This is a genomic window from Superficieibacter sp. 1612_C1, from assembly GCF_015234305.1.
In the GTDB taxonomy this organism is placed as follows: domain Bacteria; phylum Pseudomonadota; class Gammaproteobacteria; order Enterobacterales; family Enterobacteriaceae; genus Superficieibacter.
In genome coordinates this window covers 449,415-475,021 of sequence record NZ_JADGMI010000002.1, presented here as the reverse complement: position 1 = coordinate 475,021, position 25,607 = coordinate 449,415, and the positions used below count along the sequence as shown (strand labels likewise).

General features: G+C 56.4%; 17 protein-coding genes. 15 read left to right on the top strand and 2 right to left on the bottom strand.

Going from position 1 to position 25,607, the window contains the following annotated elements; translation table 11 throughout:
• Window positions 1–236: 236 nt before the first annotated feature.
• Window positions 237–3,566: a diguanylate cyclase gene (locus INT84_RS08435; protein ID WP_194206443.1), complete on the top strand. Its 3,330-nt coding sequence runs from the start codon at window positions 237–239 to the stop codon at window positions 3,564–3,566.
• On the opposite strand, the gene alkA is transcribed toward INT84_RS08435, so the two are convergent.
• Window positions 3,559–4,404 carry a DNA-3-methyladenine glycosylase 2 gene (gene alkA / locus INT84_RS08430; RefSeq protein WP_194206442.1) on the bottom strand — a complete coding sequence of 282 codons (846 nt, stop codon included), beginning with the start codon at window positions 4,402–4,404 and terminating at the stop codon, window positions 3,559–3,561. The genes INT84_RS08435 and alkA overlap by 8 nt on opposite strands.
• A 168-nt stretch (window positions 4,405–4,572) precedes the next feature.
• Here alkA and INT84_RS08425 point away from each other — a divergent pair, with 168 nt between their 5' ends.
• From INT84_RS08425 to yegS, 14 genes are all read left to right on the top strand, one after another.
• Window positions 4,573–5,979 carry an MBOAT family protein gene (locus INT84_RS08425; RefSeq protein ID WP_194206441.1) on the top strand — a complete coding sequence of 469 codons (1,407 nt, stop codon included), beginning with the start codon at window positions 4,573–4,575 and terminating at the stop codon, window positions 5,977–5,979.
• A complete protein-coding gene (locus tag INT84_RS08420; protein WP_194206440.1) occupies window positions 5,966–6,994 on the top strand; it encodes an SGNH family hydrolase in 1,029 nt (342 codons plus the stop codon). Before INT84_RS08425 ends, INT84_RS08420 begins: the two co-directional genes overlap by 14 nt.
• Complete coding sequence (locus tag INT84_RS08415) at window positions 6,981–8,198, top strand: SGNH/GDSL hydrolase family protein (RefSeq protein ID WP_194206439.1); 1,218 nt, start codon at window positions 6,981–6,983, stop codon at window positions 8,196–8,198. Before INT84_RS08420 ends, INT84_RS08415 begins: the two co-directional genes overlap by 14 nt.
• 87 nt (window positions 8,199–8,285) lie before the next feature.
• Window positions 8,286–9,638 (top strand): molecular chaperone, encoded by a 1,353-nt coding sequence (gene yegD, locus INT84_RS08410; RefSeq protein WP_194206438.1) that lies wholly within the window; start codon window positions 8,286–8,288, stop codon window positions 9,636–9,638.
• A gap of 273 nt (window positions 9,639–9,911) precedes the next feature.
• On the top strand, window positions 9,912–10,373 hold the full coding sequence (locus INT84_RS08405) for a YegJ family protein (RefSeq protein ID WP_194206437.1): 462 nt from the start codon (window positions 9,912–9,914) through the stop codon (window positions 10,371–10,373).
• 458 nt (window positions 10,374–10,831) lie between these two features.
• Window positions 10,832–12,070: an MdtA/MuxA family multidrug efflux RND transporter periplasmic adaptor subunit gene (locus tag INT84_RS08400; RefSeq protein ID WP_194206436.1), complete on the top strand. Its 1,239-nt coding sequence runs from the start codon at window positions 10,832–10,834 to the stop codon at window positions 12,068–12,070.
• Entirely contained in the window at window positions 12,070–15,192 is a 3,123-nt protein-coding gene (locus INT84_RS08395; protein WP_194206435.1) for an MdtB/MuxB family multidrug efflux RND transporter permease subunit, read from the top strand. The genes INT84_RS08400 and INT84_RS08395 overlap by 1 nt, the downstream gene beginning before the upstream one ends.
• A complete protein-coding gene (gene mdtC, locus INT84_RS08390; protein WP_194206434.1) occupies window positions 15,193–18,270 on the top strand; it encodes a multidrug efflux RND transporter permease subunit MdtC in 3,078 nt (1,025 codons plus the stop codon). It abuts the gene before it with no gap.
• A gap of 1 nt (window position 18,271) precedes the next feature.
• A complete protein-coding gene (locus INT84_RS08385) occupies window positions 18,272–19,687 on the top strand; it encodes an MFS transporter (RefSeq protein WP_194206433.1) in 1,416 nt (471 codons plus the stop codon).
• The gene (baeS, locus tag INT84_RS08380; protein ID WP_194206432.1) at window positions 19,684–21,129 is read left to right on the top strand and encodes a two-component system sensor histidine kinase BaeS; all 1,446 of its coding nucleotides are present in this window, start codon (window positions 19,684–19,686) and stop codon (window positions 21,127–21,129) included. The genes INT84_RS08385 and baeS overlap by 4 nt, the downstream gene beginning before the upstream one ends.
• Window positions 21,126–21,848, top strand: a complete 723-nt coding sequence (gene baeR, locus INT84_RS08375) for a two-component system response regulator BaeR (RefSeq protein WP_194206431.1) — start codon at window positions 21,126–21,128, stop codon at window positions 21,846–21,848. The genes baeS and baeR overlap by 4 nt, the downstream gene beginning before the upstream one ends.
• A 65-nt stretch (window positions 21,849–21,913) precedes the next feature.
• Complete coding sequence (locus INT84_RS08370; RefSeq protein ID WP_194206430.1) at window positions 21,914–22,627, top strand: tetratricopeptide repeat protein; 714 nt, start codon at window positions 21,914–21,916, stop codon at window positions 22,625–22,627.
• A 256-nt stretch (window positions 22,628–22,883) separates the two neighbouring features.
• Window positions 22,884–24,245 carry a tRNA 5-hydroxyuridine modification protein YegQ gene (gene yegQ, locus INT84_RS08365; protein ID WP_194206429.1) on the top strand — a complete coding sequence of 454 codons (1,362 nt, stop codon included), beginning with the start codon at window positions 22,884–22,886 and terminating at the stop codon, window positions 24,243–24,245.
• A 314-nt stretch (window positions 24,246–24,559) separates the two neighbouring features.
• Window positions 24,560–25,459: a lipid kinase YegS gene (gene yegS, locus INT84_RS08360; protein ID WP_194206428.1), complete on the top strand. Its 900-nt coding sequence runs from the start codon at window positions 24,560–24,562 to the stop codon at window positions 25,457–25,459.
• Between the two features lie 3 nt (window positions 25,460–25,462).
• Here the strand turns inward: yegS and INT84_RS08355 are convergent, their stop codons facing one another.
• Window positions 25,463–25,606 (bottom strand): hypothetical protein, encoded by a 144-nt coding sequence (locus INT84_RS08355; RefSeq protein ID WP_194206427.1) that lies wholly within the window; start codon window positions 25,604–25,606, stop codon window positions 25,463–25,465.
• Window position 25,607: the final 1 nt, after the last annotated feature.

The following is a 25,607-nucleotide window of genomic DNA, read 5'->3' as shown; positions in this document are numbered from 1 at the left end:
GTAATGGTTTCAGACTCTGCTTAATGGCGGATCACGTCCCTTTAGTAAAATTTTTATGCTTAATTTTGATGCAGTTTCGTCTTTTTTTAACCAGACTCATTAATTAATATCTTTATGATGTCAAATTATGACCAGTCGCCATAGGAATTGTAAATTGTTTGTACTAGCATAATCCCAATTTGACATCTTAACGTCCGGGCTTGCTCCTGGCGCAGAGCCTGGCGGATAGAATGGTAATGAAGAAACCGTACCAGCGAGTATTGATCACCCCCACTCATCCACTCATGCGTTTTATCAGCCTGGGACTATTGACCTTCATTTTTACCCTCTTTTCGCTTGAGCTGACCCGTTTTGGCACGCTTATCGCACCGCTGTGGTTCCCGACGGCGATTATGATGGTCGCCTTTTACCGCCACGCCGGTAAAGTCTGGCCGGGGATTGCGGTGGCCTGCTCGCTCGGCAGTATTGGCGCGTCGCTTATCGTCAACCCGCTACCGGCAATCAACCTGTGGTATACCTGCATTAATATTATTGAAGCCGTCGTCGGTGCGTTGCTGCTGCGCAAACTGTTGCCGCAGTATAACCCGTTAAAGGGCCTCGCCGACTGGGTTCGGCTGGCGATTGGCAGCGCGATTATCCCGCCGCTGGTCGGCGGTCTGCTGATCCTGCCGCTGGTGAACGGCGGTGACCGGCTGCAAATTTTTCTCGTCTGGGTGCTGTCCGAAACCATCGCCGCGCTGGCGCTGGTGCCGCTGGGTCTGCTGTATAAACCGCATTATTTGCTGCGCCATCGGGAACCGCGCCTGTTGATTGAGACGCTGATCACTCTCGCCGTGACGCTGGCGCTCAGCGCGGGTGCCATGCTGTATCTGCCGTGGCCCTTTACCTGCATCATCGTGCTGTTGATGTGGAGTGCGGTACGTTTACCGCGCATGGAGGCATTTCTTGTTTTCCTGCTGACGGTGATGCTGGTTTCATTGATGCTGGCCACCGATCCGCGTGATTTGACCGCCACGCACATCGCCGCCATGACCAACGCCCCCTGGCTCCCCTTCCTGATGATGATCCTGCCCGCCAATATCATGACGATGGTGATGTATGCATTTCGCGCCGAGCGTAAGCACATTACCGAAAGCGAAGAGCGTTTTCGTAATGCGATGGAATATTCCGCCATCGGCATGGCGCTGGTGGGAACGGAGGGACAGTGGTTACAGGTCAATAAAGCGCTGTGCCATTTCCTCGGCTATAGCCAGGAGGAGCTGCGCAGCCTCACCTTTCAGCAACTGACATGGCCGGAAGATCTTAACTCAGACCTTGACCAGCTGAATATGCTGGTGCGCGGCGAAATTAACAGCTACTCGCTGGAAAAGCGCTACTACACCCGCAAAGGCGACGTGGTCTGGGCGCTGCTGGCCGTCTCGCTGGTGCGCCACGCCGACGGTACCCCGCTCTATTTTATTTCACAGATTGAAGACATTACCGATCTTAAAAATACCGAATGGGTCAACAAGCGGCTGATGGAGCGTATTACCCTTGCCAATGAAGCGGGCGGCATCGGCATCTGGGAGTGGGAGCTGAAGCCCGATGTCATTAGCTGGGATCAGCGGATGTTTGAACTGTATGAGATCCCCCCCAATACCAAACCGACCTGGCAACTGTGGTATCAGCGGTTACTTCCCGAGGATCGCGACAGTGCCTCTACGATAGTGCGTGACGCGCTCCATAGCCGCGCACCGTTCAAACTCGAATTCCGCATTCAGGTGAAGGAAGGCGTGCGCCATATCCGCTCTCTGGCAAGCCGGGTGCTGAATAAACAGGGCGAAGTGGAACGGTTGCTGGGGGTCAATATGGACATGACCGAAGTCAAACAGCTCAATGAAGCGCTGTTCCAGGAGAAAGAGCGTCTGCATATCACCCTGGATTCCATCGGTGAAGCGGTGGTGTGTATTGATGATAATCTGCGAGTGACGTTTATGAACCCGGTCGCCGAGAAGATGAGCGGCTGGACACAGCAACAGGCGATAGGCCAGCTACTGCTCCAGGTGCTACAGATCACCTTCGGCGAGGACGGTCCGTTGATGGAGAATATTCACAGCGGCGATATGTCACGCTCGGCCATTGAGCAGGATCTGGTTTTAAAATGCCGCAACGGCGGCAGCTATGACATTCACTACAGTATTACCCCCCTCAGCACGCTTGACGGACATACCATCGGCTCAGTGCTGGTCATCCAGGACGTGACGGAATCGCGAAAAATGCTGCGCCAGCTCAGCTACAGCGCCTCGCACGATGCGCTGACCCATCTGGGAAATCGGGCCAGTTTTGAAAGCCATCTGAAACGCCTGCTGCAAACGGTACAGGAAACGCATCAGCGTCACGCGCTGGTGTTTGTCGATCTCGACCGCTTTAAAGCGGTTAATGATACCGCCGGGCACGCCGCCGGGGATGCGCTGTTGCGCGAACTCTCCTCCCTGATGCTCAGTATGCTGCGCACCAGCGATATCCTCGCTCGTCTGGGCGGCGATGAGTTTGGCCTGCTGTTGCCCGACTGCAATATTGAGAGCGCCCGCTATATTGCCGGGCGCATTATCGAAGCCATCAATGACTATCATTTTATGTGGGAAGGCCGCCTGCACCGCATCGGTGCCAGCGCGGGCATAACATTAATTGATGAGACCAATCATCAGGCTTCAGAAGTAATGTCGCAGGCCGATATCGCCTGCTACGCCTCGAAAAATAACGGACGCGGTATCGTCACCGTGTACGAACCCCAGCAGGAACAGATACACGGCTCGCGCAGCATGATGCCGCTGGAAGAGCAGTGGCGGATGATTAAAGACAACGCGCTGTTGATAATGGCGCGCGGCGTCGCCTCCCCGCGTATTCCGGAGACCAGCTATTTCTGGCTGCTGTCGCTGCGTTTATGGACCAGCGAAGGCGACGTGATTGAAGAACAGGCGTTTCGCGCCGGGCTGTCCGACCCGGAATTGCTGCACGCGCTGGACCGAAGGATCTTCACTGAATTTTTCGCCCATCACGCGCAGGCTGTCGCCGCGAAAGGGCTGAGCATTACTCTGCCGCTATCGACCGCTGGATTAACCAGCATGACGCTGGTCGATGAACTGCTGGCGAAACTCGCGCACAGCGCTTTGCCGCCACGCCTGCTACATCTGGTGATCGATTCAGAAGCGATTATGCGCAACGGCCATCAGATTGAAAACGGGCTGAGAAAACTGCGTCAGGCAGGCTGCAAAATCATCCTCAACCACATTAATCAGGATCTGGAGCTGTTTAATCGCCTGACGCCACAGACGGCGGATTATATTTTGCTCGACCCTGAACTGGTCGCTAACGTCCAGACTAACCTGCTGGATGAAATGATGGTGACCATTATTCAGGGCCATACCCATCGCCTGGGTATGAAGAGTATCGCCGGGCCGACCAATACGCCGCTAATGATGGATGCGCTCTCTGGCATCGGTATCGACCTGATCTATGGCGATACCATCGCCCAAAATCAGCCGCTGGATCTGCTACTGAACACCAGCTACTTTGCCATCAATTAACCGGCTGCCAGTCTGCGGTAAACCAGATATGCAGTAGCGCGTAAGAACGCCACGGCTGCCAGCGTTCGGCATAACGACGGATTTGCGCGGGCGTCATGCCGTTGAAACGCTGCTTGATGGCATAATCATCCGGTAAAAAGATATCCTGCGCCTGCCAGCCGCGCAGGGCAAAGTAGTTAGCCGTCCAGCGACCGATGCCGGGAAAGGTTTGCAGCCGTTTTACGCCCTGCTCCACATCCTCCGGCGCATGGAGCGGAAAGCGGCCGTCAATCGTCGCCTGCGCCAGATGGATAAGCGCCAGCGCGCGTTTTAACGGCATTCCCAGCGATTTCAACAACATTGGATCTGTCGCCGCCAGCGCTTCAGGCGTCGGAAAGGTATAATAACCCGGCGCATCGGCCAGCGGCTCACCGCAGGCAGCCACCACTTTTCCGGTCAGCTTCGCGGCCATGGCGACGCTGACCAGCTGCCCGAGAATGGCGCGCACGCCCTGCTCGAAAGCATCAATCGAACCCGGCAGGCGCAGCCCCGGCCTGGCACTGGCAAGATCGCCCAACGCGGCGGCGATAAGCTGCGGATCGCAGCGTAAGTCCAGTAGCCGCTCAATGCGCTGCAAACACGGCTCCGCCACCGGCAGCAGCCCTTCCGTCAGATGAACCCTCAGCGTATGCGTTTCCCGCTCCGGCGTTAGCGTCATCAAACCGCGATGTCCGTCCAGCAACACGCTGCGGGTATAAATATCCTCGTCAAAGGTCTCAATGCCTTCAACGGCACGGGCGCGTAAAAAAGCCAGCATCCACGGCCAGTCGTAAGGGGGTTGCCAGTGCAGCGTGAACATTTTTTCTCCTCACTAACGCCTGTTATTCATCATTAAAATATATGTTTTTATAAGAAATATTCCCAATTTAAATATCATAAAATTTAACCTTACCAGCCGTTGCGCCCTGCCAGCCTGTCAGCGTATATTTCTGCCTTCTCAGGATGGTTTAGCAAGGATGGCTAAATAATGAATATGTTGTCGCTCACCTTTAGTTATTTTTTCTTACTCTTTTTCTTACTCTACTGGCTGTTGAATCCGTGGGTTAACATCCAGAACGGGGCTTTATTGCTGGCCAGCTATGCATTTATTGCCAGCTTTTCAATCAGCTCTGCCATCATTTTATTAACGTATAGTTTATTGATATATATTTTAGGTGAATTTATTCACAGAACGAATCATACCAGAACGGGCTATTCGGTATTGATTCTGCTCATTCTGACCTTCTTTATTGCCTTTAAATACTATCCTGCCAGCCGGGAAAGCCTTCAGCTTAGCCTGAGCCAGGCTAACATGGCGATTAATTTGCCGTTGATGGATATCATTATTCCTCTCGGGCTTTCTTTTTACATTTTTCATTCTGTCAGCTATATCGTTTCGATTGCCAAAAAAGAACTACCGCCCGCGACGCCGCTGAATGCGTTGCTGTATATCAGCTTCTTTCCAAGCGTGGTATCAGGGCCAATCAACCGCGCAAGCCATTTTCTGCCGCAAATCGCCACGTCGGTTCCCCGCAGGCTGGGCAATGTGCAAAAGCCACTTTGCCTGCTGGCACTGGCTATCGCCAAATTATTTCTGTGCAGTACCTGGCTTGCCGACCAGTTCGTTAACCCGGTGTTTGACACCCCCGAAAACGCCACCCCGCTGCAACTGCTGGTGGCGGTGTACGCTTACGCCTGGCAAATTTACTTTAACTTCTCCGGCTATACCAATCTGGTCACCGCGCTGGCCGCGCTGCTCGGTTTTACGCTGCCGGTGAACTTTAACGCGCCGTATCGGGCGCAGAATTTACAGGCGTTCTGGGGACGCTGGCATATCAGCTTATCGCTGTTTATTCGCGATTATATTTACATCCCGCTGGGCGGTAACCGGCGGGGATTTTTGCGCAAAAATGTTAATTTGCTGATCGCGATGATCCTCTCCGGCATCTGGCACGGTACCGGATTCAACTTCCTTATCTGGGGAGCCATTCACGGTGCCGGGCTGGTGCTGTTAAATTATAAAAATCACCTTTTCCCGGTGCGCCATTCCGGGCCGACAATTACGTTATTGTCTCGTCTGTTGACCTTTCACTTTATTTGTTTCGCGTGGATATTTTTCCGCGCGACCGATTTATCAACGGCCTGGGCGATTATCATCCGCATCAGCCAGCTCTCTGTATCTTCCCTGCTGACGGCAGCGGAAACGCCGACTCTCATTGCTTTTTTGATCTTCTTTATTATTTATCCTCAGCTGGATTCGTTGAGAATAAAACTCGGCGCGCTGGCCTGCCGCATTCCATGGATCCTGTTTCCGGTTCCGCTGGCGCTTTTTTTAACCGTGGTCTTTTTCTTTTCGCCTGCTGGCCTGCCGGGGTTTATTTATGCAAACTTTTGATAACGTCTCACCGTTTGGCAGAGTCTATAAATTTCTCTACATCCTGTTGCTCAGCACGCTGTTTGTGGTCTGGCTCAACCAGCGCTCGCTGACGCTATACTGGCAGCAGGAATTTCACCAGGATTCCCCCTGGAGTGTGGTCAGACAACCGCTGTGGCTGGAAGGGGGCAAAATTTTAGCGGCCTTTTATACCAGCAGAGAGGCGTTTAGCGAGGCGCTGGATGACACGCCCTCCGCAACTATCACGCCGCCTGTACCACCGTTCACCGCGTTACTTGCTGCTCCTGCGGCAGTGTCGCAGCAACCGGCAGCCCCTGCCCTGCCTGCGGTCCGGCATGATAAAGACCACATTACGTTAACGGCGCACGGCAAAGTCTTTTTTGCCGGGGATTCAATGATGCAGGGCATCGCCCCGCATATCATGCTGGCGCTGAATAAACGCTACGGCATTCAGAGCATCAACAAAAGTAAGCAGAGTACCGGCCTGACGTTGCCCGGTTTTTTTAACTGGCCGCGCACCATCAGCGAAACGCTACAGAGCGAGCCGGATATCGAACTGCTGGTGGTATTCCTTGGCCCGAACGATCCGTGGTCAATGAAGCCTGACGGCGGCGGTCAGTATCTGAAATTTAAAAGCCCGGAATGGGAACAGCTTTATCGCAGCCGCATCGACAGCATTTTGCAAAGCGCGCAGCAAAAGCACATTCCGGTGGTATGGATAGGCCCACCGAATATGCGCAAAAAAGCGCTCTCCGAAGGCGTTGCCTGGCTTGATACCCTCTACTCTTCTGCCGTCACCGGGGCGGGTCAATATTACCTCTCCGCGAATGATATTCTGGGTTACCAGGGCGATACCTATTCTGACTATCAGGAAAAAGAGGGCCGAAAACTCAAACTTCGCAGCGGTGACGGCATTCACTTTACTCCCTATGCGCAAAAACTGATTGCGAACAGGGTGCTTTCAATGATCGTCGTTGAAGGCGCACAACAGGAGAAACCTGATGAATTACAATAAACGCTTACCCGTCTGTAAGCCGCTGGCGCTGCTGCTCAGTCTGCTGCTGATGATCTCATGTCACGACGAGGAGCAAAAAGCACCGACCTTATCGACGAGCCAACCGCAGGAGACGGTCAGCCACAATCAGCTGACCCGCTTCGGTGATGCCGGACTGGACCGGCTGGCGGCAAAGCTACAGGCGGGCAATCAGCGCGTGCATATTCTGCAACTGGGGGATTCACACACCGCCGCGGATCTTTTTACCGGTCAGCTACGTATGCGTTTTCAGCAACGCTTTGGCGACGGCGGCCCCGGTATGGTCAGCCCGGTGCAGGTTTCCGGGCAGCGTAGCGCCGTGGTGAATTTCAGTAAACCCGGCCAGAACTGGCAGCTCTGGTCAACGCGCAAAGATCCGCGTGAGGATTTTCCTTTTACCGGGCTGATTGCCCAGCCGTTGCAGGCTAACGCGGATGTGACATTAACGCTGACCAACGGCAACCGTGGCCGTTATCAGGTCAGCGCGTTGTATAAGTCTTCTACAGACGCGACGCTCATCATGGGCAGCGCCGGCAGGCAGACGCTTCCCGATAGCCAGAATCACTGGCAGCTCTCTGACGCTCAACAGGCGACGTTTCCGTTAAACGCCACCCTGAGCGGCCAGAATAATATCCAACTGGGCGGCTGGTTTATCTCTGCGCCGCGTTCGGGCGTCATTCTCTCTGCCGTGGGCATCAACGGCGCGACGCTCTCCGCCTGGAAAAAATGGCAGTCCGACTGGTCAGCGCCACTGGCCGCGCTGAAACCCGATATGGTGATCCTCGAGTACGGCACCAACGAAGCGTTTAACGACGATCTCGATCCCGCGCTTTATCGCCTTCAGCTTGAAGGGCGTATCGTGCAGATCCGGGAAGCACTACCCGACGCGGCGATCCTGCTGATCGGTCCGCCAGACAGTATTAAAAACAAAGGGCAAGCCAGCTGCAACGCCCGTGAACCCGTGAGTCTGGCAAAAGTCATGCAGGTACAAAAACAGGTCGCTGAAGCGCAGCAGCTCCTCTTCTGGGACTGGCGCGCCTTTATGGGCGGAGCCTGCTCGATGGAGCGCTGGTCTGCGGCCGGCGATGCGCGTCCCGATCTGGTGCATCTCTCTGCCGATGGCTATAAAAAAAGCGCCGATGCGCTCTTCGATCAGCTTATGGCCCTGATGGCACAGGGGCAGTAAAATCCAGACCCGGCGCTGCCGGGCTTGCAGCAATGCAGACATTTCGCTAAAGTCGCCCCCCTTCTTCACCGGCATGGGGATTCACCAGTGTTTATCGGATTTGACTACGGCACGGCAAACTGTTCGGTTGCCGTCATGCGCGATGGTGCGCCACAGCTGTTGACGATGGAAAACGGCAGCACGCTTTTACCCTCCATGCTGAGCGCGCCAACGCGCGAAGCGGTCAGTGAATGGCTGTACCGCCATCACGACGTCCCGGCGACGCCGGGAGAAACGCAGGCGCTGCTGCGCCGCGCTATTAACTATAACCGTGATGAAGACATTGAGGTTTTGTCAGGCAGCGTCCAGTTTGGTCTTGCGTCGCTCCAGCAGTATGTTGCCGATCCCGAGGAAGTCTACTTCGTTAAATCACCGAAATCCTTTCTCGGTGCCAGCGGCCTGAAGCCGCAGCAAATCGCGCTGTTTGAAGATCTGGTCTGCTCCATGATGCTGCATATTCGCCAGCAGGCGGAAAGTCAGCTCCCGGAAAGCATCACCCAGGCGGTGATTGGCCGCCCCATTAACTTTCAGGGATTAGGCGGCGACGAGGCCAACGCGCAGGCGCAGGGCATTCTTGATCGTGCCGCCCGACGCGCCGGTTTTCAGGATGTGATATTCCAGTATGAGCCGGTGGCGGCGGGTCTGGATTTTGAAGCCACCTTGCAGAAAGAGAAACGCGTGCTGGTGGTGGATATCGGCGGCGGGACCACCGACTGTTCATTGCTGCTGATGGGTCCACAGTGGCGTCATCGCCGGGAGCGCGATGCCAGCCTGCTGGGGCACAGCGGCTGTCGTATCGGCGGTAACGATCTGGATATCGCGCTGGCGTTTAAAAGCCTGATGCCGCTTCTGGGACTGGGCGGCGAAACGGAAAAAGGCATCGCCCTGCCGATTTTGCCCTGGTGGAACGCGGTTGCCATCAACGACGTCCCGGCCCAGAGCGATTTTTACAGCAGCGCTAACGGACGCCTGTTAAACGATCTGGTGCGCGACGCCCGTGATGGCGATAAAGTCGCCCTGCTGCTGAAGGTCTGGAAGCAGCGCCTGAGCTATCGCCTGGTACGCAGCGCCGAAGAAAGTAAAATCGCCCTTTCCGATCGCCCGGAAGTGGTTACTACCCTGCCGTTTATCAGCGACGAACTGACGGCGGCAATCACCCAGCAGGGGCTGGACGCGGCATTGAGCCAGCCGCTGACGCGTATTCTGGAACAGGTACAGCTGGCGCTGGAAAACGCTCAGGAAACGCCGGACGTTATCTATCTGACCGGCGGCAGCGCCCGCTCCCCGCTGATTAAAAAAGCCCTCGCCGAACGCCTGCCGGGCATCCCGATCGCTGGCGGCGATGATTTCGGCTCGGTAACGGCAGGACTGGCACGCTGGGCGCAGGTGATGTTTGATTGATTTACAAGTAAGTAATTGATATTAATAACATTGTAGGCCGGGTAAGGCGAAGCCGCCACCCGGCAAAACGGCGCATACAATATGTAACCCAGTTTTGTTATTAACTTCCCGTAATAGTATTCCCTGTCCTTTTAAAAACTATTATTCACAGGGGTGCTCCCTGTGAAATTCTAATTCTCGTTAAAATCATAATAACCTATACTGAATCGACGACCTGACGATAATCATCAGGTTATATTGACGTTTTTATAATACACGGATTGTGGAGAAGATATGAAATTTATAATGCTGGCGTTAAGTTTGTTATTTTTTACCACCGCAGGTTATTGTGAAAAACCCGATACGCTGGTTACCGAAGGTTATGATCAGCAAGAGATGTCGGCCGCAATCGCACATGCACGCCGGGAGACCGACAAATTCATTGAAATGCTGAATAAACATGATGCCGATTCATACGCGGTAAAAGCACCGATTACCGATCACGGAGAGACCGAGCATTTCTGGCTAACGGATATCTCCTATGCTGACGGCGTTTTCACTGGCAAAATCGGCAATGAACCCGGCATCGTTCAAAATGTGCAGTACGGTCAGGAATGGAAAATCAAGAAAGCGGATATCTCTGACTGGATGTATACCCGTGGGGAAAAAATCTACGGTGGCTATACTATCGATCCTTTGCTAAGCACTTACCCCGAAGAAGAAGCAGCGGCAATGCGGGCGCGGCTGGTTCGCTGAGTAGAATGGGCATGCCTTAACGGATGTTTTTCTGCAATGAAGAAAAGCCGTTTCAGATATATCAAGGCGAGAGATTAATACCATAAATGGTGTAATTCGCTTGTATAAGTAAGGGCCTGGGGAGTTTTTCTTTGGCCCTGTAAATTAATTTAGGTAATATTAAAAAATGGTGGGTAAATAAAGGCTCAATATAATTTTGGAGCTGCGAAATCTGAGGCTAATAGCTAACTTTATGATGTTATATCCTGTATTGTCTACTCCAGGCCTTACCCACACAGGAAAACAGGGGTCCATACCTGTCAGCAAAGCAACCGCTTCTGACAACGCTCCACGCCGTGCAAAGCCGCGCATTCAGACTATTCCTCCCCATCTTTCATACTTCCTCCATTTTTGTAATGAGTTAGCTGACTAAACTAGTATTATTCTGCGACCGGCTTCAGGAAGAGACACGTAAATCAATGAAAGGCAGTAACAAAGCCCGCTGGGCAACAGCGCTGATAGTGATTATTGCGGCCCTTGCCGTCCTCTGGTTCTGGCACAGCCGCAACGCCTCAGAAAGCCCCTCCGCGACGACCGCTGCGCCATCCGGCGGTGGACGCCACGCGCAGCGTAATGCGCAGCTGGCCCCGGTGCAGGCGGCGACGGCGACCAGTGAGTCGGTTCCGCGCTACCTTTCCGGGCTGGGGACCATCACCGCGGCGAATACTGTCACGGTGCGCAGCCGGGTGGATGGTCAGCTGATGGCAATCCATTTTCAGGAAGGTCAGCAGGTGAAAGCGGGCGATGTGCTGGCGGAGATCGACCCCAGCGAGTTTAAGGTGGCGCTGGCCCAGGCGCAGGGACAGCTGGCGAAAGACCGGGCGACGCTGGCGAATGCCCAGCGTGATTTAGCACGCTATCAGCAGCTGGTTAAAACCAATCTGGTTTCGCGTCAGGAGCTGGACGCCCAGCAGGCGCTGGTCAGCGAGACGCAGGGCACGATTAAGGCCGATGAGGCCAGCGTCGCCAGCGCGCAGTTGCAGCTCGACTGGAGCCGCATTACCGCGCCGGTGGACGGCCGCGTTGGCTTAAAACAGGTGGATATTGGCAACCAAATCTCCAGCGGCGATACCACCGGCATTGTGGTGCTGACGCAGACGCATCCTATCGATCTGGTGTTTACCCTGCCGGAAGGGGATATCGCGACCATCGTACAGGCGCAGAAAGCCGGAAAAACGCTGCCGGTAGAAGCCTGGGATCGGACCAATAAACAGAAGCTCAGCGCTGGTACGCTGCTGAGTCTCGATAATCAGATTGACGCTACTACCGGGACCATCAAACTGAAGGCGCGCTTTGATAATCAGGACGATTTGCTGTTTCCTAACCAGTTCGTTAACGCCCGTCTGCTGGTCGATACCCAACAAAACGCGGTCGTGATCCCTACCGCCGCGCTGCAAATGGGTAACGATGGTAATTTCGTCTGGGTGGTTAATGCAGAAAACAAAGTCAGCAAGCACACCGTCGTTCCGGGCATTCAGGACAGCCTGAAAGTGGTGATCACCGACGGTCTCTCTGCGGGCGACCGCGTGGTGACTGATGGTATCGATCGCCTGACCGAAGGGGCGAAGGTGGAAGTAGTAGAGGCCCAAAGCACATCGGCCACCGCCGCGGAAACGCCCACCAACCGCGAATACGGTAAAAAAGGAGCACGCTCCTGATGCAGGTGTTACCTCCCCGCGCCACGGGCGGCCCGTCCCGCCTGTTTATCATGCGCCCGGTCGCCACCACGCTGTTAATGGTAGCGATCATGATAGCCGGGATTATCGGCTATCGTTTTTTGCCGATTTCGGCGCTGCCGGAAGTGGATTATCCGACGATTCAGGTGGTGACGCTGTATCCCGGTGCCAGCCCGGACGTAACCACTTCCGCCATCACCGCACCGCTTGAGCGTCAGTTCGGGCAAATGTCGGGCCTGAAGCAGATGTCGTCGCAAAGCTCCGGCGGCGCGTCGGTGGTCACACTCCAGTTTCAGCTTACGCTGCCGCTGGACGTCGCCGAGCAGGAGGTGCAGGCCGCGATCAACGCCGCCACTAACCTGCTGCCTGACGATCTGCCTAACCCGCCGGTCTACAGCAAAGTCAACCCGGCGGATCCGCCGATCATGACCCTCGCCGTGACCTCTTCCGCCCTGCCGATGACTCAGGTCGAAGATATGGTCGAGACGCGGGTGGCGCAAAAAATCTCCCAGGTCTCCGGCGTCGGGCTGGTGACGCTGGCAGGCGGTCAGCGTCCGGCGGTGCGCGTCAAACTTAATGCGCAGGCCATTGCCGCGCTGGGGCTGACCAGCGAAACCGTGCGCACCGCGATTACCAGCGCCAACGTTAACTCGGCGAAAGGTAGCCTCGACGGGCCAACGCGCGCGATTACCCTTTCCGCCAACGATCAGATGCAGACGGCAGAAGATTATCGCCGCTTAATCATTGCTTATCAGAACGGCGCGGCGATCCGCCTCGGCGATGTGGCCACCATTGAGCAGGGAGCGGAAAATAGCTGGCTCGGCGCGTGGGCGAATAAAGAGCAGGCGATTGTAATGAACGTGCAGCGTCAGCCGGGGGCCAATATTATCGATACCGCCGCGAGCATTCGCCAGCTGCTGCCGCAGCTGACGGAAAGCCTGCCGAAGTCGGTACAGGTGAAAGTGCTGTCGGATCGCACCACCAATATCAGCGCCTCGGTCAGCGATACTCAGTTTGAGCTGATGCTGGCGATTGCGCTGGTGGTGATGATTATCTACCTGTTCCTGCGCAACGTCCCGGCGACCATTATTCCCGGCGTCGCGGTGCCGCTGTCGCTGGTTGGCACCTTTGCGGTAATGGTGTTCCTCGACTTCTCCATCAACAACCTGACGCTAATGGCGCTGACCATCGCTACCGGCTTTGTGGTCGATGACGCTATCGTGGTGATTGAAAACATCTCCCGCTATATCGAGAAGGGCGAGAAGCCAATGGCCGCGGCGCTAAAGGGCGCGGGCGAGATCGGCTTTACGATCATCTCCCTGACCTTCTCGCTGATTGCGGTGCTGATCCCGCTGCTGTTTATGGGCGATATCGTCGGCCGCCTGTTCCGCGAGTTTGCCGTCACCCTCGCGGTGGCGATCCTGATCTCCGCGGTAGTGTCGCTGACCCTGACGCCGATGATGTGCGCGCGCATGCTCAGCGTCGAGTCCCTGCGCAAGCAAAACCGCTTCTCGCGCGCCAGCGAGCGCTTTTTTGAACGGGTGATTGCCGCTTACGGGCGCGGACTGGCGAAAGTGCTCAATCACCCGTGGCTGACGCTCAGCGTGGCGCTGGCGACGCTGATCCTGTCGGTGATGCTGTGGATATTCATCCCCAAAGGCTTCTTCCCGATCCAGGATAACGGCATTATTCAGGGCACGCTTCAGGCCCCGCAGTCAGCCTCGTTTGCCAGCATGGCGCAGCGCCAGCGGCAGGTCGCCGATGAAATTCTGAAAGATCCGGCGGTGGAAAGCCTGACAGCGTTTGTCGGCGTGGACGGCACCAATCCGTCGCTCAACAGCGCAAGTCTGCAAATTAACCTCAAGCCGCTGGATGACCGCGACGATCGCGTGCAAACAGTGATTAATCGGTTGCAGCAGGCGGCGAGCCGGGTGCCGGGCGCAGAGCTGTACCTTCAGCCGACGCAGGATTTAACCATTGATACCACCGTCAGCCGCACTCAATATCAGTTCACCCTCCAGGCCACTTCGCTGGACGCGCTGAGCCACTGGGTGCCGCTGCTCATGACGCGCCTTCAGTCGCAAACGGCGCTGGCGGATATCAGCAGCGACTGGCAGGACAAGGGCCTGGTGGCGTATGTGAACGTCGATCGCGACAGCGCCAGCCGCCTCGGCATCAGCATGTCCGACGTGGATAACGCGCTGTACAATGCCTTCGGCCAGCGGCTGATTTCGACCATTTATACCCAGGCAAACCAGTACCGGGTGGTGCTGGAGCACAATACCGAGAACACGCCGGGCCTGGCATCGCTGGACACCATACGTCTCACCAGCAGCGATGGCGGCGTGGTGCCGCTGAACGCGATTGCCAAAGTGGAGCAGCGGTTTGCGCCGCTGTCGATTAACCATCTCGATCAGTTCCCGGTAACCACCATTTCGTTTAACGTCGCATCCGGTCATTCGCTGGGCGACGCGGTGGACGCCATCACCACCGCCGAGAAAGATCTGAGCCTGCCCACCGATATCACCACCCAGTTCCAGGGCAGCACCCTCGCCTTCCAGTCGGCGCTCGGCAGCACGGTCTGGCTGATTGTCGCGGCGGTGGTAGCGATGTATATCGTGCTCGGCGTGCTGTATGAAAGCTTTATCCATCCGATCACCATCCTTTCGACGTTACCCACGGCGGGGGTTGGCGCATTGCTGGCTCTGTGGCTGGCGGGAAGCGAGCTGGATGTGATCGCGATAATCGGGATTATCCTGCTGATCGGCATCGTGAAGAAAAACGCCATCATGATGATCGACTTTGCGCTGGCCGCCGAACGTGAACAGGGCATGCCGCCGCGCGAGGCGATTTATCAGGCGTGCCTGCTGCGTTTCCGGCCGATCCTGATGACCACGCTGGCGGCGCTGCTCGGCGCGCTGCCGCTGATGCTGAGTACCGGGGTTGGTGCGGAATTGCGCCGTCCGCTGGGTATCGGCATGGTCGGCGGTCTGCTGGTCAGCCAGGTGCTGACGCTGTTTACCACCCCGGTCATTTACTTGCTGTTTGACCGCCTCGCTCTCAGGCTGCGCAGCCGTTTTCCGCAGCGTAACGAGGAGGCGTAGGTGAAGTTTTTCGCGCTCTTCATTCACCGTCCGGTGGCGACGTTTTTAATTTCGCTGGCGATCACGCTGTGCGGCATACTGGGCTTTCGCCTGCTGCCGGTTGCCCCCCTGCCGCAGGTGGATTTCCCGGTCATTATGATCAGCGCCTCGCTGCCGGGCGCGTCGCCGGAGACGATGGCGTCCTCGGTGGCGACGCCGCTGGAGCGCTCGCTGGGGCGGATTGCCGGGGTCAGCGAAATGACCTCCAGCAGCTCGCTCGGCAGTACGCGCATCATTCTGGAATTTAATTTCGACCGCGATATCAACGGCGCGGCGCGAGACGTGCAGGCGGCGATTAACGCTGCGCAAAGTTTGCTGCCGAGCGGTATGCCGAGCCGTCCGACCTATCGTAAAGCCAACCCGTCCGACGCGCCGATTATGATCCTGACGCTGACGTCGGATACCTATTCGCAGGGCGAGCTGTACGATTTTGCCTCTACCCAGCTGGCGCAGACCATCGCGCAGATAGAAGGGGTCGGCGACGTGGATGTCGGCGGCAGCTCCCTGCCCGCGGTGCGGGTAGGGTTAAATCCGCAGGCGCTGTTTAATCAGGGCGTCTCGCTGGATGATGTCAGTAGCGCGATTAGCAGCGCCAACGTGCGCAAGCCGCAGGGTGCGGTGGAGGACGGCACGCATCGCTGGCAGATCCAGACCAATGACGAACTGAAAACCGCCGCCGAATATCAGCCGCTGATCGTCCACTACAACAACGGCGCGGCGGTGCGCCTCGGCGATGTCGCTACGGTCACGGATTCCGTGCAGGACGTGCGCAACGCCGGGATGACCAACGCCAAACCGGCGATCCTGTTGATGATCCGCAAGCTGCCGGAAGCCAATATCATACAGACCGTGGACAGCATCCGCGCCCGCCTGCCGGAGCTACAGGAAACCATTCCGGCGGCGATTGACCTGCAAATCGCCCAGGACCGCTCTCCTACTATCCGCGCTTCGCTGGAAGAAGTGGAGCAAACGCTGGTGATTTCGGTAGCGCTGGTGATCCTGGTGGTGTTCCTGTTCCTGCGATCCGGGCGCGCGACGTTGATCCCGGCTGTTGCGGTGCCGGTATCGCTGATCGGCACCTTTGCCGCCATGTATCTGTGCGGTTTTAGCCTCAATAACCTGTCGCTGATGGCGCTGACCATCGCCACCGGGTTTGTGGTCGATGACGCCATTGTGGTGCTGGAGAACATCTCCCGTCACCTTGAAGCGGGAATGAAACCGTTACAGGCTGCGCTTCAGGGCACCCGTGAAGTGGGCTTTACCGTGCTGTCGATGAGCCTGTCGCTGGTGGCGGTGTTCCTCCCCTTGCTGCTGATGAGCGGTTTGCCCGGACGGCTGCTGCGGGAGTTTGCGGTCACCCTGTCGGTGGCTATCGGTATTTCACTGGTGATTTCGCTGACCCTGACGCCGATGATGTGCGGCCTGATGCTTAAACGCAGCAAGCCACACCAGCCAACGCGGGTTAAAGGATTTGGGCGGATGCTGGTCTCTCTCCAGCAGGGCTATGGCAAGTCGCTGAAATGGGTGCTTAATCACGCCCGGCTCACCGGTCTGGTGCTGCTCGCCACCATTGTGCTTAATGTCTGGCTGTATATTGCGATCCCGAAAACCTTCTTCCCGGAGCAGGATACCGGGGCGTTGATGGGCGGGATTCAGGCGGATCAGAGCATCTCCTTCCAGGCGATGCGCGGCAAACTTCAGGACTTTATGAAGATTATTCGCGACGATCCGGCGGTAGATAACGTCACCGGCTTTACCGGCGGTTCGCGGGTCAACAGCGGGATGATGTTTATCGCCCTTAAAGATCGTAGCGAACGTACGGAGACGGCGCAGCAGATCATTGACCGTCTGCGCAAAAAACTGGCCAACGAGCCGGGGGCTAACCTGTTTTTGATGGCGGTGCAGGATATTCGCGTCGGCGGACGTCAGGCCAATGCCAGCTATCAGTACACGCTCCTGTCAGACGATCTCAGTGCCCTGCGCGAGTGGGAGCCGAAGATCCGTAAAGCCCTTGCCGCCCTGCCGGAACTGGCCGACGTGAACTCTGACCAGCAGGATAATGGTGCGGAGATGAACCTGATCTACGACCGTGAAAGTATGTCGCGACTCGGCATCAGCGTGCAGGCGGCCAACAGCCTGCTGAATAACGCTTTCGGCCAGCGGCAGATTTCCACCATTTACCAGCCGCTGAACCAGTACAAGGTGGTGATGGAAGTTGACCCGGTGTACACCCAGGACATCAGCGCGCTGGATAAAATGTATGTGATCAATAGCGACGGCAAAGCGATCCCGCTCTCTTTCTTTGCGAAATGGCAGCCCGCTAACGCGCCGCTGTCGGTGAACCATCAGGGGCTGTCGGCAGCCTCTACCGTCTCCTTTAACCTGCCGACCGGGAAATCGCTCTCCGAAGCCAGCGCGGCTATCGATCGCGCCATGACCCAACTCGGCGTACCGTCGAGCGTGCGCGGCAGCTTTGCCGGTACCGCCCAAGTGTTTCAGGAGACGATGAATTCGCAGGTGATCCTGATTCTGGCAGCCATCGCCACGGTCTATATCATGCTGGGGATTTTGTATGAGAGCTACGTCCATCCGCTGACCATTCTTTCCACCCTGCCCTCAGCGGGCGTGGGCGCGCTGCTGGCGCTGGAAGCATTCGATGCCCCGTTCAGCCTAATCGCCCTGATAGGGATTATGCTATTAATTGGCATTGTGAAGAAAAACGCCATCATGATGGTGGACTTTGCCCTTGAGGCGCAGCGCAACGGGAACTTATCGCCGGAAGAGGCGATATTCCAGGCCTGTCTGCTGCGTTTCCGTCCCATCATGATGACCACGCTGGCGGCGCTGTTTGGCGCGCTTCCGCTGGTATTGTCCGGCGGAGACGGTTCAGAACTGCGTCAGCCGCTGGGCATTACGATTGTCGGCGGTCTGGCGATGAGTCAGCTATTGACGCTGTACACTACCCCGGTGGTGTATCTGTTCTTTGACCGCCTGCGGCTGCGTTTTTCGCGAAAAACCAGACAACCGGTAAGCGAGTGATATGACAGAACTGCCCGCCAGCGTGCGCTGGCAACTATGGATTGTGGCGTTTGGCTTTTTTATGCAGGCGCTCGACACCACCATTGTGAATACCGCCCTCCCCTCAATGGCGCAAAGCCTCGGGGAGAGTCCGCTGCATATGCATATGGTGATCGTTTCCTATGTGCTGACGGTGGCGGTGATGCTTCCCGCCAGCGGCTGGCTGGCGGACCGGGTTGGCGTGCGCAATATTTTCTGTACCGCCATCGTGCTTTTTACCCTCGGCTCGTTCTTCTGCGCCCAGGCGGGGAGTCTTAATGAGCTGGTGATGGCCCGCGTGCTTCAGGGCGTAGGCGGCGCGATGATGGTGCCGGTCGGGCGGCTGACGGTGATGAAAATCGTCCCGCGCGAGCAGTATATGGCGGCGATGACCTTTGTCACCCTGCCGGGACAGGTCGGCCCGCTGCTCGGTCCGGCGCTGGGCGGCGTGCTGGTGGAGTACGCCTCCTGGCACTGGATCTTTTTGATTAACATTCCGGTCGGTATTATTGGCGCTATCGCCACCCTGATGCTGATGCCCAACTATAAAATGCAGACCCGGCGCTTTGATATGTCCGGGTTTATTCTGCTGGCACTGGGGATGGCAACCCTGACGCTGGCGCTCGACGGGCAGAAAGGGCTGGGCATTTCGACGCTGGCGCTGCTGGGGCTGGTGGCAACCGGCATCGTGGCGATCCTGCTTTATTTGCGCCATGCGCGAGGTAACGATGCCGCGCTGTTTACTCTCAACCTGTTTAAGACATCAACCTTCTCCCTCGGGCTGGCGGGCAGCTTCGCCGGACGGCTGGGAAGCGGGATGCTGCCCTTTATGACGCCGGTGTTCCTGCAAATCGGCCTCGGCTTCTCCCCTTTCCACGCCGGGTTGATGATGATCCCGATGGTACTTGGCAGCATGGGGATGAAACGTATCGTAGTGCAGGTGGTGAACCGCTTTGGCTACCGCCGCGTACTGGTCGCCACCACCATTGGCCTGGCGCTGGTCAGCCTGCTGTTTATGAGCGTTGCCCTGCTTGGCTGGTACTGGCTGCTGCCGGTGGTGCTGTTTTTACAGGGGATGGTGAACTCCACCCGCTTCTCGTCGATGAATACCTTGACGTTAAAAGATCTGCCGGACGATCTTGCCAGCGGCGGCAACAGCCTGCTGTCGATGATTATGCAGCTTTCAATGAGTATCGGCGTCACCGTCGCTGGCCTGCTGCTGGGAATGTATGGCCATCAGCACGTCGCCGTGGATAGCGGTACATCACACAGCGTCTTTATGTACACCTATGTCAGCATGGCGGTGATTATTGCCCTGCCGGCGCTGATTTTTGCCCGCGTTCCGGATGACACCAGTAAAAATGCGGTGATCGCCCGGCGCAAAAGGAGACACTCGTGAAATTATGGCGACCCGGCATTACCGGTAAACTGTTCCTGGCCATTTTCGCCACCTGCATTTTGCTGCTGGTCACGATGCACTGGGCGGTGCGTATCAGCTTCGAACACGGTTTTATTGACTATATTAAGCGCGGCAATGAGCAGCGCCTGCAAATGCTCAGCGACGCGCTGAGCGACCAGTACGAACAGCACGGCAACTGGCGCTTTTTGCGCAACAATGACCGGTTTATTTTCCAGATCCTGCGCTCCTTTGAGCGTGACGATGAAGATCATCCCCATCCGGGCGGACCGGGTCCAGGTCCGGGTCCGGAGAACGATCCGAGGCCGGGGATGCCGCCGCACGGCTGGCGCACCCAGTTCTGGGTGGTGGATCAACAGCAGCAGGTGCTGGTCGGCCCACGCGCGCCCGTGCCGCCGGACGGTACGCGCCGGGCGATCACCGTGAACGGACAGCGGGTCGGGGAGGTCATCGCCTCTCCGGTAGAGCGACTGACGCGGAATACTGATATCAACTTTGACCGCCAGCAGCGGCGTACCAGCTGGATGATCGTTGCCCTCGCCACGCTGCTTGCCGCTCTCGCCACCTTCCCACTGGCGCGCGGCCTGCTGGCACCGGTAAAACGGCTGGTCGAAGGCACGCATAAACTGGCCGCGGGCGATTTTTCCACCCGCGTGGCGGCCAGCAGCCAGGATGAACTGGGCAGGCTGGCGCAGGACTTTAACCAGCTCGCCAGCACGCTGGAGCGTAACCAGCAGATGCGTCGCGATCTGATGGCCGATATTTCGCACGAACTGCGCACGCCGCTGGCGGTGCTGCGCGGAGAACTGGAAGCCATTCAGGACGGCGTACGCAAATTTACCCCCGAGTCGGTGAGTTCACTCCAGGCAGAGGTTGGCACGCTGACCAAGCTGGTTGACGATTTGCACCAGCTTTCGATGTCAGACGAAGGGGCGCTGGCCTATCAAAAAGCCCCGCTCAATCTTTTCCCTCTGGTCGACATGGCCGCCAGTGCGTTCCGCGAACGCTTTGCCAGCCGGGGCCTTACGCTTCGGGTCATGCTGCCGGAAAGCGCGACGGTGTTTGGCGACGGCGACCGTCTGATGCAGCTATTCAATAACCTGCTGGAAAATAGCCTGCGCTATACCGATAGCGGCGGCCACCTGTTAATTACCGCTGCGCTCAGCCCTGGCAGCGTGACGCTGGATTTTGCCGACAGCGCGCCGGGTGTAACCGACGAGCAGCTTGCCAGATTGCTTGAGCGTTTCTACCGGGCGGAAGGGTCACGCAACCGCGCCAGCGGCGGTTCCGGGCTGGGGCTGGCTATTTGTCAGAATATTGTCGCTGCCCACGGCGGCACGCTGCGTGCAACGCACTCGCCGTATGGCGGCGTTAGTATTAAAGTAGAATTACCGCTGGATCGCGACGTACAGAGAGACGTATGACTGAATTACCTATCAATGATAACACCCCGCGCATTTTAATCGTGGAAGATGAGCCTAAACTGGGGCAGTTGCTGGTCGATTATTTGCTGGCGGCAAACTATGCGCCGACGCTTATCAGCCACGGCGATAAAGTGCTTCCTTATGTTCGTCAGACGCCGCCGGAGCTGATCCTGCTGGATCTGATGCTTCCTGGCACCGATGGCCTGACGCTGTGCCGCGAAATCCGCCGTTTTTCCGAGGTCCCCATCGTGATGGTGACGGCTAAAATCGAGGAGATCGACCGCCTGCTGGGGCTGGAAATTGGTGCTGATGACTATATCTGTAAACCCTACAGCCCACGAGAAGTCGTCGCGCGAGTCAAAACCATTCTCCGTCGCTGTAAGCCGCAGCGCGAATTGCTGGCGCTGGATGCCGATAGCCCGCTGATCGTCGATGAAAGCCGCTTTCAGGCTTCGTGGCACGACAAACTTTTAGACCTCACACCCGCCGAATTTCGTCTGCTAAAAACGCTGTCGCAGGAGCCGGGAAAAGTGTTCTCCCGCGAACAGTTGCTGAATCATTTATATGATGACTACCGGGTAGTGACCGACCGCACCATCGACAGCCATATCAAAAACCTGCGCCGCAAGCTGGAAGCGCTGGATGCCGAACAGTCGTTTATCCGCGCGGTGTATGGCGTTGGGTATCGCTGGGAAGCCGATGCGTGCAGATTAGGGTAGTTACCTCGTTATTATTCTTGCTGTATAAGGTTAAAAAACCATGAAACTACAGTAAGGATTTAACGATGTTTGCAGTACGTGTCGGGATTTGCGCGCTGATAATGTTGTCATTCGCTGCGCAGGCTGAAATTAGCGATCAGGAAGTCAAGGAAGCCTGCGCGAAGGTCCCTGAGCATGCTCGCAACGGCGAACAGGCTTATAAAGCGAAAAATTATGCCAAAGCCTACGATGCTTTTGCTGAACAGGTTATCTGGAGCGAAAGCTGCGATCTGGGGGACAGCGCCATTGCCACGGCCTACAACAACGTTGCCCTGACCTATATTCGACAAAAAGAGTATCGTAAAGCCCAGGCATGGCTGATGCTCAAGCCCAACGATCCGAAGTCGGTTTATAACCTGAGTCTGATTAAAGATAAGCTGGCAGCGCTGCCGACGCCCACGTCTCCCGCTGGCGAATACTGGCAGTATGCCGGAGGTTCCGCCTGGAATACGCTGACGCTGAAAGCGGGTAAATCAGCGGACGAGTATCAGGCCGATTATATGGGCTATTACTTCGGTATTATGGGCGCGTGGATGGGGCCGAATACCGGTGAATTCTCCGCGCCGGTAGGGTTAAAACAGGGCAAGGGTGTGATTGCCGTGCGTGATGGAAATATTGCCCATTGCGATATCGCCCTTACCGTGACGCCTGACGCAGCGGAGTTAAAGACCGATGAACCGCAGGAGTGCGGCTTCGGGCATAACGTTGATGCTAACGGCGAGTTCGTGCGGGTTGATTGAGATTGAGTGGTGGGGGGCTGCGGGCTAAATGCTACCGTCAGGCCCCGGCAGGCGGCAGGAGCATCCCCCGCACTTACAGCGTTAAACATCCTTATTATTAGCGCTGCGCCCCTGTCTCTGAACCGCCAAAGATACGTCCATATTATTTACTCCGCACGTCCGAAAGCGCTACAATGCCCGCCCTTAATGTGGGGGCACTCCCCTAACCGCCTTATCAGGTAAGGCGGATCTGACCTGTCATCAGAACGAGAACATCATGTTTAAACCGGAACTCCTCTCCCCGGCGGGAACGCTGAAAAATATGCGTTACGCCTTCGCCTATGGCGCGGATGCTGTGTATGCGGGCCAGCCGCGCTACTCGCTGCGCGTGCGCAATAACGAATTCAATCACGAGAATTTGCAGCTCGGCATTAACGAAGCCCACGCGCTCGGTAAAAAATTCTATGTGGTGGTGAATATCGCCCCCCATAACGCCAAGCTGAAAACCTTCATTCGTGATTTAAAACCGGTGGCGGAGATGGGGCCGGACGCGCTAATTATGTCCGATCCAGGGCTGATCATGCTGGTGCGCGAGCATTTTCCCCATATGGCGGTTCACCTGTCGGTACAGGCTAACGCCGTCAACTGGGCGACGGTGAAGTTCTGGAAACAGATGGGGCTGACCCGCGTGATCCTCTCTCGCGAACTGTCGCTGGACGAGATTGCTGAAATCCGTGAACAGGTGCCGGAGATGGAGATCGAAATCTTCGTTCATGGCGCGCTGTGCATGGCCTACTCCGGCCGCTGCCTGCTCTCCGGCTATATCAATAAACGCGATCCCAATCAGGGCACCTGCACCAACGCCTGCCGCTGGGAATATAACGTCCAGGAAGGTAAAGAGGACGATGTGGGTAATATCGTTCATAAATATGAGCCGATCCCGGTACAAAACGTTGAGCCGACGCTGGGTCTCGGCGCGCCAACCGACCAGGTGTTTATGATCGAGGAAGCCAAACGTCCGGGCGAGTACATGACCGCCTTCGAAGACGAGCACGGCACCTATATTATGAACTCCAAAGATCTGCGTGCCATTGCCCACGTTGAGCGTCTGACCCAAATGGGCGTGCATTCGCTGAAAATTGAGGGCCGCACCAAATCGTATTACTACTGTGCGCGTACTGCCCAGGTCTACCGTAAAGCGATTGATGACGCCGCTGCGGGCCTGCCGTTTGATACCAGCCTGCTGGAAACGCTGGAAGGTCTGGCTCACCGGGGTTATACCGAAGGATTCCTGCGTCGTCATACCCACGACGATTATCAGAACTACGAGTACGGCTATTCCGTTTCCGAGCGTCAGCAATTTGTCGGCGAATTTACCGGCGAGCGCAAAGGCGACCTCGTCGCGGTGGCGGTTAAAAACAAGTTCTCGGTGGGCGATAGCCTGGAATTAATGACTCCGCAGGGCAACGTTAATTTCACGCTGGAACATATGGAAAACGCGAAAGGTGAAGCGATGCCGGTCGCGCCGGGCGATGGATATACCGTATGGTTGCCGGTTCCGCAGGAGATGGTACTGGATTACGCTCTGCTAATGCGCAATTTTGATGGGCAGAGCACCCGAAATCCGCACGCAAACTAGTTTATTAACGTTATTTTTACTCAGTGAAGGAATCTTAGAATCCGATCACACACCGTTGTGTTTAATAGAGATATTATTCGTTTCGCTGAAAAACATAACTCATAAATGCTAGTTGTACCAGGAACCACCTCCTTAGCCTGCGTAATCTCCCTTACGCAGGCGCATTTTTTTAGCCTCTTATAATTCAGCGTGTTCTTACACGTTCCTCTCTTTCCTGAGATACACTTATATTCTGAAATTCGGGTTACGATTATCTCGTCCCCCGCCTGAAAAATGAGCGTTATGTCAGCATGTTGCGACAAGAGGCACAAAGGATGACAAATTTTCCCGCCAGTTTACTCATTCTGAATGGTAAAAATGCTGGCGACGAACTGCTACGCGAAGCGGTTTATATGCTGCGCAATGAAGGCGTGACGATCCACGTTCGCGTCACCTGGGAAAAAGGCGATGCGGAGCGCTATGTTGAGGAAGCCTGGCGTCTGGGGGTGGAAACCGTTATCGCTGGCGGCGGAGATGGCACGATTAATGAGGTTTCTACGGCGCTGATTCAGCTTGCTGGTGAAAACGTTCCGGCAATGGGCATTCTGCCGTTGGGAACCGCGAATGATTTTGCCACCAGCGCAGGCGTACCGGATACGCTGGATAAAGCGTTAAAGCTGGCCATTGCCGGTAATGCCGTGGCGGTGGATATCGCCAGAGTTAACCATAAAACCTGTTTTATTAATATGGCGACCGGCGGCTTTGGTCCGCGGATCACCAGCGAAACGCCGGAAAAGCTGAAAGCCGCGTTGGGCGGCGTATCCTATCTTATTCACGGTCTGATGCGTATGGATACCCTAACGCCGGATCGTTGTGACATCCGCGGGGAGAATTTTCACTGGCACGGCGACGCGCTGGTCATTGGCATCGGCAATGGTCGGCAGGCGGGTGGCGGACAGCAGCTTTGTCCGGATGCGCTGATTAATGACGGTTTGCTGCACCTGCGCGTGTTCACCGGCGACGGCCTGCTCCCGGCGATTTTTACCACCCTCACCCAGCCGCAGGACAGCCCAAATATTATCGACGGGGCATCGTCATGGTTTGAAGTCAGCGCCCCGCATGAAATCACCTTTAACCTCGACGGCGAGCCGCTGCGCGGGGAGTCCTTCCGCATTGAGATCCTGCCCAACGCGCTACGTTGCCGTCTGCCGCCCGATTGTCCGCTGCTACGCTGACGGTTACACCGTTTTGCCCGGTGGCGCTGCGCTTACCGGGCCTACAATATAGAGTCTGAGGGTACAGCCTGGTGTAGGCCGGGTAAGGCGAAGCCGCCACCCGGCATGGCAGCGCTGCCATGCAGCCTGATTATCAAACCACAACATT

Bases quoted from the DNA above. Each gene is read 5' to 3' on its own strand.
- INT84_RS08435 (WP_194206443.1), top strand. From the start codon at position 237: ATGAAGAAACCGTACCAGCGAGTATTGATCACCCCCACTCATCCACTC.
- alkA (WP_194206442.1), bottom strand. From the start codon at position 4,404: ATGTTCACGCTGCACTGGCAACCCCCTTACGACTGGCCGTGGATGCTG.
- INT84_RS08425 (WP_194206441.1), top strand. From the start codon at position 4,573: ATGAATATGTTGTCGCTCACCTTTAGTTATTTTTTCTTACTCTTTTTC.
- INT84_RS08420 (WP_194206440.1), top strand. From the start codon at position 5,966: ATGCAAACTTTTGATAACGTCTCACCGTTTGGCAGAGTCTATAAATTT.
- INT84_RS08415 (WP_194206439.1), top strand. From the start codon at position 6,981: ATGAATTACAATAAACGCTTACCCGTCTGTAAGCCGCTGGCGCTGCTG.
- INT84_RS08405 (WP_194206437.1), top strand. From the start codon at position 9,912: ATGAAATTTATAATGCTGGCGTTAAGTTTGTTATTTTTTACCACCGCA.
- INT84_RS08400 (WP_194206436.1), top strand. From the start codon at position 10,832: ATGAAAGGCAGTAACAAAGCCCGCTGGGCAACAGCGCTGATAGTGATT.
- INT84_RS08395 (WP_194206435.1), top strand. From the start codon at position 12,070: ATGCAGGTGTTACCTCCCCGCGCCACGGGCGGCCCGTCCCGCCTGTTT.
- INT84_RS08385 (WP_194206433.1), top strand. From the start codon at position 18,272: ATGACAGAACTGCCCGCCAGCGTGCGCTGGCAACTATGGATTGTGGCG.
- baeR (WP_194206431.1), top strand. From the start codon at position 21,126: ATGACTGAATTACCTATCAATGATAACACCCCGCGCATTTTAATCGTG.
- INT84_RS08370 (WP_194206430.1), top strand. From the start codon at position 21,914: ATGTTTGCAGTACGTGTCGGGATTTGCGCGCTGATAATGTTGTCATTC.
- yegQ (WP_194206429.1), top strand. From the start codon at position 22,884: ATGTTTAAACCGGAACTCCTCTCCCCGGCGGGAACGCTGAAAAATATG.
- yegS (WP_194206428.1), top strand. From the start codon at position 24,560: ATGACAAATTTTCCCGCCAGTTTACTCATTCTGAATGGTAAAAATGCT.
- INT84_RS08355 (WP_194206427.1), bottom strand. From the start codon at position 25,606: ATGTTGTGGTTTGATAATCAGGCTGCATGGCAGCGCTGCCATGCCGGG.